This is a genomic window from Sphingobium agrisoli, assembly GCF_041877245.1.
Classification (GTDB): Bacteria; Pseudomonadota; Alphaproteobacteria; order Sphingomonadales; family Sphingomonadaceae; genus Sphingobium.
The window spans coordinates 66292-80447 of record NZ_JBHDJI010000009.1 but is presented as its reverse complement, the minus strand read 5'-3'; the positions used below and the strand labels follow the sequence as shown (position 1 = coordinate 80447).

The window sequence follows — 14156 nt, the reverse complement described above, 5'->3', positions numbered from 1 at the left end:
AGGACATGGGCCTTGCCATCGGGCGAGGCGGCAATATCGACGAGCCGAAATCCTATTATGCGAGCGTTGGGAGGCCATCCCCTGCCCGTGACGGGATAGGGGACGGCAAGACTGAAGGACAATGCGATGGGTTGGGTAAACCAGGACAAAACCGCAATCGTGGGTATCGGAGCCACCGATTACTATGTGCGCGGCCAGAGCTATCCCCGGACCGTTTACGAGATGGCGGCAGAAGCCATTCTGAAGGCGTGCGCCGATGCGGGCATATCGATCAAGGATGTCGATGGGATCGCGTATTATTCCGGTGCCGGCATGGGCTATACCGGCAAGTTCGATTCCGCCACGCTGATGGAAATGCTGGGCATGCCCCACATCTCGTTCACGGCGTCGGTCACGTCGGGCGGCGGCGGTTCGGTCGGCGCCATCGGCCTGGCCACGGCGGCCCTGATGAACGAGGATTGCAAATATTGCGTCACCGTGATGGGCCTGCAGCAATTGCCCCAGCAGCGCCTCGGCTCCGTATTCGGCAAGATGGCCCCGGATCCTGAAAACAGCTTCCTGCAGCCCAGCGGCCTGGTCGGACCGGGACACCTGATCGGTGTTCTCGCGCGGCGGCATATGCACCTGTACGGAACCACGCAGGACGCCTTTGGCGAGGTGGCCATCGCCACCCGCAACCACGCCCTGAACCGGCCCAAGGCCATTCGGCGCAAGGAGCTGACGAAGGAAGACTATCTTGCCTCGCCGATGCTGGCCGATCCACTGCGGCGCCTGGACTTCTGCCTGGAAACCGATGGCGCCGTCGCCGTAATCACCACCACCGCCGACCGCGCCCGCGATTGCCGCCAGAAGCCGGCCTATGTCCACGCGGTGGCACACGGCGCCCAGCGCGAATGGGGCCGCGCCTTTACCTGGTTCGGGATGCCGGACCCCTATTTCGCCAGTTCGGGACATGGCTTCACCGCCAACCGCATCTGGGAACAGTCGGGTCTTTCCGCCAAAGACATGGACGTGGCGCTGCTCTACGACCATTTCACGCCCATGGTCCTGCTGCAACTGGAAGACTATGGCTTCTGCGAAAAGGGCGAGGCGAACGATTATGCCTTGGCCGGCAAGCTGCGCTTCGACCCGGCCACCGGGAAGGGCGTGAACGGCGGGACGCCGGTCAACACGCACGGCGGCAATCTCAACGAAGCCTATATCATCGGCATGACCCACGTTACCGAAGCCGTCGAGCAGATCCGCGGCACCACGATCAACCAGGTGCGCGATTGCGAATTTGCCCTGGTCAGCGGCGGCCCGGCCCCGCTTCCCGTTTCCAGCCTGATCCTGAGGAGCGCCTGAGATGACCGACACGATCACGTACGGGGCCGCACATCTGCTTCCCGGTGACCAGATCAGCATCACCACCAACACCGCGACCGAGCCGTTCTGGCAGGCCGCCAAGGAGCACCGGCTGACGGTCTGCCAGTGCGCGCAATGCGGCCATTACCGCATGCCGCCGACGCCGGTCTGCCCGGAATGCTCCAGCTTCGAAACGCAGTGGCCCACGCTGCCCGGCACCGGCGAGGTGTTCAGCTACGCCATCTGCAACCGCAACCCGGCGACCGGCGAGCCCTTTGTCTATGTCCCGGTGGTGGTTGCGCTGGATGGGGCACCCGGCGCCCGCCTGATTGCCAACGTCACCGGCTGCGATGCAGAGGACGTGCACATCGGCATGAAGGTGGCGGTCGAATGGACCCCCATCAATGACGGCTGGGTACTGCCGAACTTCCGCAAGGTCTGATCGCCGGACGTTCGGGAGAATAGCGCATGACATCATGCCAATGCCGGGCACTGGCCGACCGTGCGGCCATTCAGGATGTCATGGCGCGCTATGCCCATGGGGTCGATACGGCCCAGTATGAGCTTGTCGGCGGCTGCTTCGTCGCCGATGGGCAACTTGTGGTCCCGAACGGCCCACCCCTGCGGGGGCCGGACGGGATCGCGACAACGCTCAGGACGGCCGGGCTGAAGCGGCGGGCGTGCGGTGGACAGATATTCCAGCGCCATTCCCTGTCGCTCAGCCGCATCTCGGTCGATGGCGACACGGCAACGGCCGAAACCTATTTTCATGTAATGACCGAACTGGGCCTCGACCATTCGGGGCGCTATGTTGATCAGTTGGTCCGTGCGGGCGAACAATGGCTGTTCCGCGAACGAGAGGTCTTTGTCGAATATATCGTCGCGGCCTCGCGTTTCCTGTCGCCACAACTGGCCGCGGTGGCGGTGGTGGATACCGGAAGGACCTGAAGCGGTTGCCCCGGCCGGTCCGGCCTGCCGCACCGCCTGTTACTGGCGGTGGCTCTGCAACTCGATCAATTGGCCCAACGGCGACGGCCCGGCCAGGATCACGTCCTGGTACAGAAAGCTCTGCGTCACCGCCGGTTCGCTGTCGCCCTTCAGCTTGAACAGGTCGAAATTGAGCAGCCGGCCCTGCAACCGCGGGGCAAGCGCGGCGACCCGGCGGGCCACCTCCTCCACCTCGGCGAAGGAGCGATAGCGCAGGCCGAAATGCGGCAGGCCCATCGGATTGCGCACCGCCTTTTCCTGATATGCGTGCACGCTGTCGCGCAACGCCGCATCGCTCTGCATCAGCTCGTCCAGCCGCTTGGAGATGGCCTGGTGCTCCGGCGTCATTTGCGAGACATAGATGACGTTATTGGCCCCGTTGCGATCGTCCGCATCCGGGTGGACGGCCAGAAACGTCGGGCTGTTCGGTTCGCTGCGGAAGCCGGTGTCGGTCACCTCGCAGCCCAGGGCGCGGGCCACGTCGATTGCCAGCTCGCGTTCGCCGGGGCGATATACGGCCTCGGCATGGTTGAGCATACGGCCCTTGAAGTCGGCGATCTTGTTCACGTTCACTCTCCAACAGATCGGGCGGCGGGTGGACGTCAGGCGGGCCGGACGCTGGCCTCCGCCATTTCGCGAAAGCTCGCCTCACCCTCCGGGTGCCGCCAGTGATATTCGGTGTAGTGGCCCCATTCGGCCCGCGTATCAAGATAGCCGAAGTTGATGATCGTGTCCTCGTCACTGTACAAGGTGAACGGCCTGCCCGCATCGGCGAGTTCGCGCTTTAGCGTGTGCCATTCGCTTTCAGGCCCCACCACCAGCATGGCGATATGGTGAAAATGCATGAGTTGGCGATCGAGGTCGATGCCGTCGAGATAAAAGTCCCTGGAGCCGCCATGGGGCACGATCAGTTCGATCTGCCGGTCGCCGAAATTGGCCAGAGCCACATCGATCGTGAAGCGTGCGGGTTGCCCCCGATAGATCACCTCACGATCGACCGGGAACGACACCCATGCGCCAACTCCGTAGAGGCGGGCAATCTGCGCCTGCGCGGCGGCGAGGTCGCTGGTGACATATCCGAATTGGAAGGCGTGCCGGTGGTGCGGTCCTAGATTCATCGCGGTGCTCCGTAATGCTGACGGTTGGGGTCAGGCGTCGGCGATCGCCTGGCCCTGCGCCATCGCTCGCGCCAGCCCGGCTCGCTGACGCCGTCGAGCAGGCCTTCCTCAACATAGGCCGGGAAGCGGCTGGGGGTCTGTGGCCTTGGCTCCTGGCCCGGATAACCGATCTGTCGCCGCACCTCGGGATCGAGATAATAGGCCGCCGCCAGCAGCGTGGTCATCGCCGTCCACGCTGCCGGGTCGTCGGTCATCAGTTCCGCGAACCGCTCGACCGGATGATCCAGCGCGCGGGTCAGGCCCGGGTGCAGATCGGGCCGCCGGTCGTGAACCTTCCCGATCAGGCCGCGCTCGACGACGAGCGTGCCCGCCCCCGGCAGATCACCGCACGGCGGTATCAGCCGATCCCCGAGTTCGGCAAAGCGTGCGGCCAGTGCCCCTGTCCAGGGTTGCACCGTCGCATCCGGTTCCGGCGCGACAGGAGCGGGCGCGCGCAGCACCGGCACCACCGTCTTTGTCGCACGTGGCGCTGCGATCCCGTCGAAATTGTGCACGAGATACTCGGCGGTGCGCGCGGCGAGCGCCATGATCGTGGAGGTCGGGTTCACCGGGCCGGAGGTGACGAACACGCTGCCGTCGATCACACCCAGATTCGGCACGTCATGGCAGAAGCCCCAACGGTTCACGACCGAGGAGGCAGGGTCATTCCCCATGCGGGCGGTCCCCATCAGATGGGCATTCATCCCGCCCGGGTTATAGACATCGACCGACCATGCCCCCGCGGCCCGGAACACATCGGCGGCCCGTTCCGTGTTCCAGGTCAGGTTGGCCAGGCTGTCCTCGCTGGTGCGGTAGGTGATGCGCGGCGCGGGGATGCCCGCTGAATCAACGATGTCGCTCGACAGGGTGACGCGGTTGCCCGGCTCCGGCATATCCTCTGCAATCACCGACCACGCCAGCGTATGCCCGAAACCGCGGCCGAACCGGTCATGGAATGTGCCGGGATCGTTTCGTGCCAATTGCTTGAGCGCCTCCTGCAACGGGCCGCTGCCCGCCGGATGAAGCGACCATTTGCATCCGCCGTAGAAACCGCGCCGAGCATCATGCAGGCCGAATTCAAGGCATTGTACGGTTGAGCCATACTGGCCCTGCCAACTGTCGAGCTGCTCCTCGAATGTACCGCTGACCAGCGCGACCGGGTGCAGCATCAGGTTGCGGCCGACCAGATCGGAGCTGTTGGCCAAGCCATTGGGAAAGCGTTCGGTGGCAGAGTTCAGCAACAGGCGCGGTGTGCCGATGCCGTTGGCCGCCACCAGCACGGTGCGGGCCGGCTGGAAATGGTCCTGCCCATCCTCGTCAATCCAGAGTGCGCCGCTGGCGAGACCCGCATCGTCATGGGTGATGCAGCGCACCCGCGCGCCGGTGACGAGCGTGCCGCCCTCTGCCACAAAACCGCGCCAGTGCGTGGCATCGACGCTGGCCTTGGCACCCTCGCCGCAGCCCGTTGCGCACGTCCCCCGCTGGATGCAGGCATGACGCCCGCCATAGCTGACGGAATTGATCGCCACCGCATCGGGCCACCAGTGCCATCCGCGTGCGCTGATCGCGCGGGCCACGCGCATCGCCCCCGGACCGAAATCGACCGGCGGGCTGGGATAGTCGATCCCCTCCGGATAGGCCGGATTGCCCCCCAGGCCCGACACGCCCATTTCTCGGTCGGTGGCGTCATACCACGGCCGCAGTTCGTCGTAATCGAGCGGCCAATCCGCGGCAACGCCATACAGGGAACGCTCGCGGAAGTTCTCCGGCAGCAGCCGGGGCCAGATCGCATTGTACAGGATCGTGCCGCCACCGACGCCGTTGAAGTTCAGGATCTGCATATCCGATCCGGCATCGTCGATCGGATAATCATGCTGGCCGCGGCGGACGTTTACCAGCGCCGACCATTCCTTTCCGGCGGCCAGCTCCCAATCCCATTCACCGCCGCGAAACTCCGACCGGTCGAACCAGCGCCCCTGCTCCAGGGCGACCACATGCAAGCCACCCGCCTGGAGGCGCCGGGCCGCAGCGCCGCCCCCCGCGCCGGCGCCGATCACCAGTACATCGGCCACCACAGGCGTCTCGCCCGTGTCAGTCATAGAAGGCGCGGACCCGCGTGATCTTGCCGTCGTCGTTAAACCACACGTTGTCGATGATCGGCTCGGTGACGATCCGCCCGTTGGGTCCGTCCAGTTCGGCCCGCATGAAAACGATCGCCTCGTTGCCCCGTGCAATGATCGGCCGCGTCAGCTCCACCTTCAGGTTGGGTGGAAAACGCTCCCAGAAGTTCGCGATCTGCTCCAGCCCGACATTGGTGTTGGTGCCGCCCACGGGATCCTCGTGAATAATCGCCGGATCGAACAAGGCCAGCCAGGCCGGCTTGTCGCGTGCGGATTGGCTGCGACAATATTCCTCCATGACGGCTTGTATGTGCTCCTTGGTCACCATGGGCTGCTCTGCTCCTTGTCTGTCCGCAATTTCAGTGTGTGTTCGCCGACGGGCCGATGCCGGGCACGACGGCGCCGACCCGCGCCCCCGGCGTGAAGCCGGCCGGCAACGACACCCAACCGTCGACCAGGCCGATGTTGTCGTACTTGTACGCCCGATCCGCATCGATGCGAAAATCCGGCATCCGCCGCAGGATGGTGGAAATGATGATCTCGAACTCCAACTGGGCATAATGCGCGCCTAGGCAGCGGTGCAGGCCGGAACCGAATGCAACATGCCGGTTCGAGCGGCGGCCCAGCCGGAAATGATCCGGTTCGGGAAACTCTCGCGCGTCGCGATTGGCGGCGGCATAGCAGAGCATCACCCGGTCGCCCTTGCGGATCTTGCGACCGCCCAGTTCGGTATCGCGCATCGCGGTGCGCGTCAGCCCGGAGGTCGGGGCCGACAGCCGCAGGAACTCCTCAAAGGCCGCGCTGATGCTGTCCGGGCGGTCGATCAGCGACTGACGCAAGGCCGCATCCTGCGAGATCATCATCAGGCTGGTGCCGACCACGGAGGCCGTGGTGTCAAATCCGGCCCCCAGCACCAGCATCGCCAACTCGGTAATCTTGGCATCCGACAGGTCTGCACCGGCATCGCGGGCGGCGCGCAAAGTGGCGATGACCGTCTGCCGCCCGTCGGGTTCGGATGACGACACCGGCATTCCCACCACGGCGGCGATCCGCGCGGCCTCCTGCGCGATTATCGCAGCGGCTGGCGCCCATTCCGGGTCGTCGGCGGCAAGATGCGAGGTTGTGTTCATCGCGTGCGCCAAGGCCTTTGGATCGGCAGGCTCGACGCCGACCAGCTCAAGACTGAACACGGTGGATACCGTTTCCGCGATGTCCGGCGTGAAATCGACCCGCCCCGTCTCGATCACCTGGTCGATGGCGGCATCGACGATCGTCTGGATGCGATCTCGCCACAGGCTCACCGGACCGGGCAGAAACAGAGGGTTCAGGGCGCGACGTGGCGCATTCCACGCGGGCGGGTCTTCTTCCAGCAGGGAAACCTGTCTGGGCCGGGGCGGAAGGAACAGACCATTCGCCTTCACCGGGCATCCGCCTTCAGCCGCGGCGCCGTCCCCCTCGACCGGCCCGTAGGAGGAGAAGGTTTCCCAGTCCTTCGCCGCTTCCACCAGCTCCTGACGACCGATGACGATCCAGAACCCGCCATAATTGGGCGACCAGGCAACCGGGCCGTGACGCGCCCGGATATCCTCGTACCAGCGAAACCGGTCGCGGGCATAATCGGGCGAGTTATGGTCGAAGTACATCACGGCCGGCTTCGCATCGGCGCGATCGGTTTGAGTCTCCACGCGGCAATCCTCCCTGGCAGGCCCGGCGCTACCGCGCGCCGGCTCCGGCGGAATGGGTTGAGGCCCGGCCGGCATCTTCACCGCCCGTGGCCAACTGGTCGAGCTGATCCTTATGTGCCACCCCGCCCTTGAAGATGGCCAGCAGGCGGCCGGGGTCGGCCAGCAGATCGAGGTCGGTCAGCGGGTCTCCGTCCACCACCAGGAAATCCGCGAGCATCCCGGCCCGGACCCGGCCGCACTCATTTTCAAGCCCCATTGCCGCCGCGCCATGCACAGTAGCCCAGCGGATCACGTCGAGCGCGGGGATGCCGGCCTCCTCGACATACAGGCGGAACTCGCGGCCATAGGAGCCGTGATCCAGGCCGGTGGCGCCATAGTCGTCGCCCAGCAGCAGCCCCACGCCCGCGGCATTGGCCTTGCCCAGAACCGCCAGCATCGCGTCGTAATCCGCCCGCATCGCCTCAGCATAATCCGTGCCGGGAGCCATCTGGATGATCGTCTTCGCAAAGTGCAGGCTGGGCGTCAGGAAGGTGCCGTGGCGGACGCTGGCCTCGATGCAGGCATCGTCGAAACCGTCGCCATGATCCACGATGTGCAGGCCCAACTCGATGGCGCAGAGAATCGCATCACGGTTGGCCAGATGCGCCCGTACCTTGCCGCCGCGCTCCCTTGCGGTGCGGATGGCCATGTCCAGCTCCTCGGGCGTGATCTCGGTCTGCTGGCCGGAGATCGGCACGCCGTGCCCGCCCGTGGCGAAGATTTTTATGATCTCCGCCCCATCCTTCATTTCCTGCCGCACCGCGCGCCGGAACCCCTCCGGCCCGTCGCAGCAGACCATCGCCCCCGACGCGCCGATCTGCAGGTAGGACGGATAGGACAAATCGTTGAAGTGACCGGTGGTGCTGACATCTCGGCCGCAGGTCATGATCCGCGGCCCCACGGCATTGCCCTCCGCCACCGCGGCTTTCAGCGCCGGATCAATGCCATTGGGCGCACCGGCACTGATCACCCCGGTAAAACCGCAGTCCAGCGTCGTGCGAAAATTCTTCACCGCGCGGATTGCCTGCAACGCAGGCGGCGCCTCCAGGCCGAAGGGACGCAGCGAGGCCCCTATGTTGAAATAGCTCGCGTGATAGTGCCCCAGGACCATGCCCGGCATCACGGTCCGCCCGCCCAGATCGATCACCCGGTCGCCGGGGCGGGGCGTGATCGGCGGCCCGGCTGCGTCAGCCACCTCGGCAAAGCGATCGCCTTCGACGATCACCGTGGCTTGGCGCGGGCCGCTCTCGCCATCGAGCAGCGCGCCATTGGCCAGAATCAGGCGTGCCATCCCTGCTCCCTTTCATGCGCCTCTCAGGCGGACGCATCCCATGATCACGAGACTAGGATAATGCTGGACATGGTGTCAAGTAATGTGGACAGTGCTGCCCACAGCCGCACGGGACCATATTGCACGGGAGATGCGCATTGGCGGAGGAATACGGCGGACCGCCCCGACAGGACACCATCTGCGCGGCACTGGACCGGGCCGTGGCCGCCGCGCCAGACCGGGTGTTTGCCGACTTCTGCGGCGAGACCTACACCTACGCAGAGGTAGACCGGCTGGCCGATGCCCTGACGCGCGGCCTGGTCGCGGTCGGCGTGAAACCGGGCGACACCGTGGCCACGGTGCTGGACAACAATGTCGATGCGATCGTGGTCTGGTTTGCAATCAACAGGGCCGGTGCGATCAGCGCGCCCGTGAACACCGCGTTTCGCGGCCAGTTCCTGAGTGCGCAGATCGACGATTGCCAGTGTGCGGTGGTGATCGCCGAAGCCGAATATGCCGGGCGGATCGCGGCGGTGATCGACGATCTGCCGCAGGTGCGATGCCTGTTCGTCCGCGGCGGGCCGCCGCCGGAGCTTCCTGCCCGCGTCCACGGCGGCGGACTGGACGAACTGCGCCGGCCCGAGGCCGATCCGGTCGATGTGGCGGTGACGCCGGAGCAGATCGCGATGCTGGTCTACACCTCCGGCACCACTGGCCGCTCGAAAGGGTGCATGATTTCGCACAACTGTGCCTGCTCGCTTGGCTGGAACGGGGTTGAGGTCCACGCCATCGACAGCACCGACGTGATCTGGACACCGCTGCCGCTGTTTCATCTGAACGCGATCGGCGCCTGCGTGCTGGCCGCGCTGATGGCCATGGGGCGGATCGCCATCTTTCCGCGCTTTTCGGTGTCGCAATTCTGGCCCGATGTCGAACGTTCGGGGGCGACAACGGTCGCGCTGCTCGGCTCGATGGCCTCGCTGATCGCCGAAGCGCCGGAAACCGATGCGCAGCGACGCTGCCACGGCCAGTTACGGCGCATCTCCGCCGCGCCATTCCCGGAGGCGGTCGCGGCCAAGTGGCGCGAGCGGTTCGGCGCCCCGGCTTATGGTGCGGCCGGCTATGGCATGACCGAAGCCCCCACTCTGGTCGGCCTGCCGACAGGCGAACGGACAGCGCCACCGGGTAGCTCCGGCCGCGCCGGCGCTAATTTCGAGGTGCGAATCTTCGATGACAACGATCAGGAAGTACCCCCAGGCACGGCTGGGGAAGTCGTTTGCCGCCCACGCTATCCAAATGTCCTGTTCAGCGGTTATTGGAACCAACCGGAAGCCACGGTAAAAGCATGGCGCAATTTATGGTTCCATACAGGAGACCTGGGCAAAATCGACAAGGACGGCTGGTTTTATTTCGTTGATCGCAAGAAGGACTATATCCGGCGGCGGGGCGAGAATATTTCCACGCATGAGATGGAAAGCGTGTTCCGCCAACACCCGGCGATCCAGGATGTCGCCGTCCATGCGGTATTATCTCCCCATGGCGAGGACGAGGTCAAGGTCACGGCCGAAATCCTGCCCGGAACCGCGTTGAGCGAGGCCGAGCTGTGCCGCTGGTCGATCGAGCGCGTACCCTATTTCGCCGTGCCGCTGTATATCGAGTTCCGTGCGACCTTGCCGCGCGGGGCCACAGGCAAGGTGTTGAAAGACCAGTTACGGGCCGAAGGCAAGACGGCGGCCACCTGGGACCGGGAAGCCGCGGGACTGACCTTCACGCGCCGCTGATCCGGCGATGGCGCCCGATCCAGCGACGGAGCAGCACGCATGATTGATGTCTATTTCGCACCGACGCCCAATTGCTGGAAGGTCACGATCATGCTGGAGGAGTGCGCCCTCCCCTATCGCATCGTGCCGGTCAACCTTGCCCAAGGGGACAATTACGCACCGGCCTTCCTGAGGATCGCGCCCAACAACCGGGTGCCGGCGATCGTCGATCACGCTCCCGGCAACGGGGCCGCACCGCTGGCCCTGTTCGAAAGCGGCGCGATCCTGATCCATCTTGCCGAAAAGACGGGGCGCTTCATCCCGCAGGACCAGGCCGGTCGCATGGCCACTCTGCAATGGTTGATGTGGCAGATGGCGGGGCTGGGTCCGATGCTGGGTCAGCACGGGCATTTCCTGTTCTACTCCGCCGAGCAGGTTCCCTATGCGCTGGAGCGTTACCGGCGCGAGGCCCAACGCCTGTACGCGGTACTCGACGCCCAGCTTGCCCGCACTGGCGCCTGGGTCGCCGGACCTGACTATTCGATCGCCGACATGGCGTGCTTCCCGTGGGTGATGACCCACAAGGCGCAACGCTTCACCCTGGACGACTGGCCCCATGTGCAGGCCTGGTTCGCCCGCCTGCGGGCGCGCGAGGCGCTGCAACGCGGCCTGCGCGCCGGGGCGGATCTGTTCGACCCTGCCGCGCCGATCGACCCCGCCGTGCGCAATCGGCTGTTCGGCCTCGGCAGTCCGGAGGATTGCGGAGAGAGCAGTGACGAGAATCGGGCGTAGACCATGATCGTCTCAGACTGAATGAGCTTGAGACGTGAATCATGGTCTCGCTTTAAACTGGACCCTGATCAGGCCTGAGATCACGACAGGCCGGAACCGGCGGACGCACCCCGGCCTCATGCCGCGGAGATGCCGCCGTTGACACTGACAACCTGGCCCGTGATGTGCGAGGCCATCGGGCTGGCGAGGAACACCGCCATCGGCGCCACATTCTCGGCCGAGGCCACGCCCAGCCGGGCACGCCGTTCCGCCTTTTCGAACAGTTTGCGCGAAAACGCATCCGCCATCACCCGATCATAGGTCCGCGTGCCGCGGGTGATCGAGGGGGTTACGGCATTCACCCGGATGTTGTGGCGCGCCAGCTCGAGCGCGACCGTGCGCACGAACATGACATTGGCCGCGAGGCAGCCGCCGCTTATGCTCTCGCCCGGCGTCGCGATCTTCGCCGCATCCGAGGCGTAGGACACAATGGCGCCGCCGCCCCGCGCCATCATTTGCGGAACCGCCCGTGAACAGCAGTCCACCAGACTGAGGAACAGCCCCTGGACCATCGCTTCCCAGTCCTGCCGGCTGGTCTGCGTGAACGGCTTGAGCCCGGTCCCATCGGCCATGCAGGTATGAACGAAGATGTCGAGCCCGCCCAGCGCCGCGGTGCGCTCGAACAGCCGATCAACCCCTTCGGCGGTGGTGTAGCTGGCCGCCACAAACTCGAACCGGCCGTCCGGGACTGCCGCCTGCAGCTCGCGCAACGCCGCAGCGCCGGTCTCGGCCGAGCGACCGTTGATCAGCACCAGCTCAGCCCCGGCGCGGGCCAGTTGCTCGGCGGTTCGCGCGCCCATGCCGCATGTCGATCCGGTTACCAAGGCGATCTTGCCCTTCAGCAGGTCGGGTGAGAACATGCGGTCGCTTTCCTTGTCATTGGCCATGAAATCATCAGATCGCGCGAAGGCGGCGACGCACCGCTCGCTCGAGCAGCGGAACCGAGTCCGCACCGAAATAGAGCTGTCCGCCAAAGCAGAATGTCGGGACGCCGAATCCGCCCCGCTCCATCAGGTCGCGGGTGTCGGCATCAAGCTGTCGGGCCGGGCCGGGCGCGTCCAGCTCCTGTGCCAGCAGCGGTGCCGGCAGGCCCAGGTCGGTCCACAGTTCCGTCAGCACCAGGGGGCTGTCCAGATCGCGGCCATCCTGCCACAGCGCCGCAAAGGCGGCGCCAGCGAACTCTGCCAGGCGGCCGTGATAGCCGGCGGCGGCGCAGGCCCGCATGCAGCGATGCGAAGCCGTCGGCTGAGGCACGGGATCGGCCAGAGCCAGTCCCAGGAAATGTGCCCATTCCCCGATATCGGCCGCGAAATAGCGGCTGCGCACCGTCGCCTCCGGTTCCAGGGCAGCCCGGTTCACGGTGTGCAGAACCACGTCCATCGTTACCGGGCGGAGCCGCAGCGGCAGGCCGTGGCGGGCTACCGCGCGATCGTAATAGGCCAAGGCAAACCAGGCCCAGACACAGGAGCAGTCGAAGAAGAACTCGATGTCGTCCATTGGCCTCCCCGACATCCGGAGCACCCGGATGATGGCGCAGCTTCAGGACAGTTGTCACACTGTCAACCTTTTTCTTCGGCACGCCCCCATTCCGGCCGCCGCACGGTCATTCGTCCGGTCTTGCCGCGCCCGGCCTAGTCCGCCATGAAGCGCAGGAACTCATCCGCCAGTATTTCCAACGGCATATCCCCTTCATCAGGGGCGCTGAGCGCGAGATACTGGCAGAGTTGCTCCACCTGAAAGATCAGCAGCAATAGCCGGATGCGCCGTTCATCGCACATCCGCCCATCTGCCTTGACCAGCCGCATTGCCGGAATCTGGCTGGCCAGTATCAACACAGCCTCGCCGCGCAACTGTGTCCCGCGGAACCACTCCATGCCGTTCTCACGCCCGGACAGCAGCGCCACGGCGTGATGCGCCGATGCCAGGCTTTTGAGGAAAGCCTTGAACCAACCCACCAGCCCCGCACGCGTTGCCGCGGTCTGCGCGTCAAGATTGCGGAACTGGCGGCGATACCATTCGCTGACATCGTCCTGCAGCACGTCGAGCAAGTGATCCTTGCTGGTGAAATGCAGATAGAAAGCGGTCCGGCTGACCCCCGCCATGGCGGAGATTTCCTCCGTGCTCGCCGCGCGGAACCGCCCCTCGCGGATCAACTGGCGCGCGGCCTTCAGCAACTCCGCGCGCGTCGCCAGGCGGCGCTGGGTATGCTTGTTGTCAGCACTTGGCGGGTTCGTCGATCCATGCACAGGGGGCGGGGAGGGAGCATCCATTATCCGGGCATGTCCGCCAATGGGGGAACAGCCGGGTGGGTGCCGGTCCCACCGCTCACCCCCCCGCACAGACGCAACCCCTCACGCAAGCGCGCCTCGACCAGCGGGAGGCGGTCATTGCCCCAAAACATATGCACGTCGTCTACGAAGATGGTCGGCACGCCGAATCCGCCGCGTGCGGCCAGTTCGGCAGTGTTGCGCTTCAACTGGTCCTTGACGTGCGGCGCCGCAATCGCCTGCAGCAGCCACTCCGGGTCTATGCCGAGGTCCGCCGCAACATCGGCGAGCACCTGGTCCTCGCCCAGATTGCGCCCGTCCCGCCACAGTGCCTGGCCGGCGCCGGCGGCGAAAGCGAACATCCGCTCCTGCGGTTGCAGCGCGATGCACGCCCGCATGCATTTGACGGTGTTGACCGGATGGCCGCAGCGTGGCGGGTGGTTGATCTCGACGCCCGCATGGTCCGCCCACCGGTCGATGCTGCGCAGGTCGCCGACCGATTTGAGCGGCGCCGCATTGATCCGTCGGTTAAGGTAGACGCCGGGATTGGCGGCAGCAAACACGAAGCCGACGACGACCGGCCGCCATTCGACCGCTATCCCCAATCGCGAGGCGAGGGTGTGCAGGTTGAGCAGACCCAGGTAGCCGAACGGGCTGCCACAATCGAAGAAGCATTCCACCTTGGGCATCGTCCGC

15 protein-coding genes are annotated in these 14156 nt (G+C 65.5%); 5 read left to right on the top strand and 10 right to left on the bottom strand.

Features of this window, described 5'->3' with window-relative positions; genetic code table 11:
* The first annotated feature begins 222 nt into the window (after positions 1-222).
* Genes ACETPF_RS15050 through ACETPF_RS15040 form a run of 3 tightly spaced genes read left to right on the top strand, consistent with a single transcriptional unit; the run spans position 223 to position 2292 of the window.
* Positions 223-1344, top strand: coding sequence for a thiolase C-terminal domain-containing protein (locus tag ACETPF_RS15050; protein WP_373935364.1), 1122 nt, complete (start codon positions 223-225; stop codon positions 1342-1344).
* Between the two features lies 1 nt (position 1345).
* A complete protein-coding gene (locus tag ACETPF_RS15045) occupies positions 1346-1786 on the top strand; it encodes a Zn-ribbon domain-containing OB-fold protein (RefSeq protein WP_373935363.1) in 441 nt (146 codons plus the stop codon).
* Between the two features lie 26 nt (positions 1787-1812).
* A complete protein-coding gene (locus ACETPF_RS15040; RefSeq protein WP_373935362.1) occupies positions 1813-2292 on the top strand; it encodes a nuclear transport factor 2 family protein in 480 nt (159 codons plus the stop codon).
* Between the two features lie 39 nt (positions 2293-2331).
* On the opposite strand, the gene ACETPF_RS15035 is transcribed toward ACETPF_RS15040, so the two are convergent.
* From ACETPF_RS15035 to ACETPF_RS15010, 6 genes are read right to left on the bottom strand one after another with little or no spacing between them, the layout of a single operon-like run.
* Positions 2332-2898 (bottom strand): hypothetical protein, encoded by a 567-nt coding sequence (locus tag ACETPF_RS15035; RefSeq protein WP_373935361.1) that lies wholly within the window; start codon positions 2896-2898, stop codon positions 2332-2334.
* A gap of 35 nt (positions 2899-2933) precedes the next feature.
* A complete protein-coding gene (locus tag ACETPF_RS15030; protein ID WP_373935360.1) occupies positions 2934-3449 on the bottom strand; it encodes a VOC family protein in 516 nt (171 codons plus the stop codon).
* The gene (locus ACETPF_RS15025; protein WP_373935359.1) at positions 3446-5587 is read right to left on the bottom strand and encodes a GMC oxidoreductase; all 2142 of its coding nucleotides are present in this window, start codon (positions 5585-5587) and stop codon (positions 3446-3448) included. Before ACETPF_RS15025 ends, ACETPF_RS15030 begins: the two co-directional genes overlap by 4 nt.
* The gene (locus ACETPF_RS15020) at positions 5580-5936 is read right to left on the bottom strand and encodes a nuclear transport factor 2 family protein (protein ID WP_373935358.1); all 357 of its coding nucleotides are present in this window, start codon (positions 5934-5936) and stop codon (positions 5580-5582) included. Before ACETPF_RS15020 ends, ACETPF_RS15025 begins: the two co-directional genes overlap by 8 nt.
* Positions 5937-5967: 31 nt before the next feature.
* A complete protein-coding gene (locus tag ACETPF_RS15015; RefSeq protein WP_373935357.1) occupies positions 5968-7293 on the bottom strand; it encodes a cytochrome P450 in 1326 nt (441 codons plus the stop codon).
* A gap of 28 nt (positions 7294-7321) precedes the next feature.
* Complete coding sequence (locus ACETPF_RS15010; protein WP_373935356.1) at positions 7322-8623, bottom strand: metal-dependent hydrolase family protein; 1302 nt, start codon at positions 8621-8623, stop codon at positions 7322-7324.
* Positions 8624-8760: 137 nt separating this feature from the next.
* On the opposite strand from ACETPF_RS15010, the gene ACETPF_RS15005 reads away from it, so the two are divergent.
* Both ACETPF_RS15005 and ACETPF_RS15000 read left to right on the top strand, forming a co-directional pair.
* A complete protein-coding gene (locus ACETPF_RS15005) occupies positions 8761-10383 on the top strand; it encodes an AMP-binding protein (RefSeq protein WP_373935355.1) in 1623 nt (540 codons plus the stop codon).
* A 39-nt stretch (positions 10384-10422) separates the two neighbouring features.
* Positions 10423-11154 (top strand): glutathione S-transferase N-terminal domain-containing protein, encoded by a 732-nt coding sequence (locus ACETPF_RS15000; protein WP_373935354.1) that lies wholly within the window; start codon positions 10423-10425, stop codon positions 11152-11154.
* A 116-nt stretch (positions 11155-11270) separates the two neighbouring features.
* Here the strand turns inward: ACETPF_RS15000 and ACETPF_RS14995 are convergent, their stop codons facing one another.
* From ACETPF_RS14995 to ACETPF_RS14980, 4 genes are all read right to left on the bottom strand, one after another.
* On the bottom strand, positions 11271-12080 hold the full coding sequence (locus ACETPF_RS14995) for an SDR family NAD(P)-dependent oxidoreductase (RefSeq protein ID WP_373935353.1): 810 nt from the start codon (positions 12078-12080) through the stop codon (positions 11271-11273).
* 7 nt (positions 12081-12087) lie between these two features.
* Positions 12088-12690, bottom strand: coding sequence for a DsbA family protein (locus ACETPF_RS14990; RefSeq protein ID WP_373935352.1), 603 nt, complete (start codon positions 12688-12690; stop codon positions 12088-12090).
* Between the two features lie 134 nt (positions 12691-12824).
* Positions 12825-13439 (bottom strand): TetR/AcrR family transcriptional regulator, encoded by a 615-nt coding sequence (locus tag ACETPF_RS14985; RefSeq protein WP_373935351.1) that lies wholly within the window; start codon positions 13437-13439, stop codon positions 12825-12827.
* A gap of 23 nt (positions 13440-13462) precedes the next feature.
* On the bottom strand, positions 13463-14149 hold the full coding sequence (locus ACETPF_RS14980) for a 2-hydroxychromene-2-carboxylate isomerase (RefSeq protein WP_373935350.1): 687 nt from the start codon (positions 14147-14149) through the stop codon (positions 13463-13465).
* Positions 14150-14156: the final 7 nt, after the last annotated feature.

Coding starts and splice junctions, on each gene's coding strand:
- ACETPF_RS15050 (WP_373935364.1), top strand. CDS start 223: ATGGCGGCAGAAGCCATTCTGAAGGCGTGCGCCGATGCGGGCATATCG.
- ACETPF_RS15045 (WP_373935363.1), top strand. CDS start 1,346: ATGACCGACACGATCACGTACGGGGCCGCACATCTGCTTCCCGGTGAC.
- ACETPF_RS15040 (WP_373935362.1), top strand. CDS start 1,813: ATGACATCATGCCAATGCCGGGCACTGGCCGACCGTGCGGCCATTCAG.
- ACETPF_RS15030 (WP_373935360.1), bottom strand. CDS start 3,449: ATGAATCTAGGACCGCACCACCGGCACGCCTTCCAATTCGGATATGTC.
- ACETPF_RS15025 (WP_373935359.1), bottom strand. CDS start 5,587: ATGACTGACACGGGCGAGACGCCTGTGGTGGCCGATGTACTGGTGATC.
- ACETPF_RS15020 (WP_373935358.1), bottom strand. CDS start 5,936: ATGGTGACCAAGGAGCACATACAAGCCGTCATGGAGGAATATTGTCGC.
- ACETPF_RS15010 (WP_373935356.1), bottom strand. CDS start 8,623: ATGGCACGCCTGATTCTGGCCAATGGCGCGCTGCTCGATGGCGAGAGC.
- ACETPF_RS15000 (WP_373935354.1), top strand. CDS start 10,423: ATGATTGATGTCTATTTCGCACCGACGCCCAATTGCTGGAAGGTCACG.
- ACETPF_RS14995 (WP_373935353.1), bottom strand. CDS start 12,080: ATGGCCAATGACAAGGAAAGCGACCGCATGTTCTCACCCGACCTGCTG.
- ACETPF_RS14990 (WP_373935352.1), bottom strand. CDS start 12,690: ATGGACGACATCGAGTTCTTCTTCGACTGCTCCTGTGTCTGGGCCTGG.
- ACETPF_RS14980 (WP_373935350.1), bottom strand. CDS start 14,149: ATGCCCAAGGTGGAATGCTTCTTCGATTGTGGCAGCCCGTTCGGCTAC.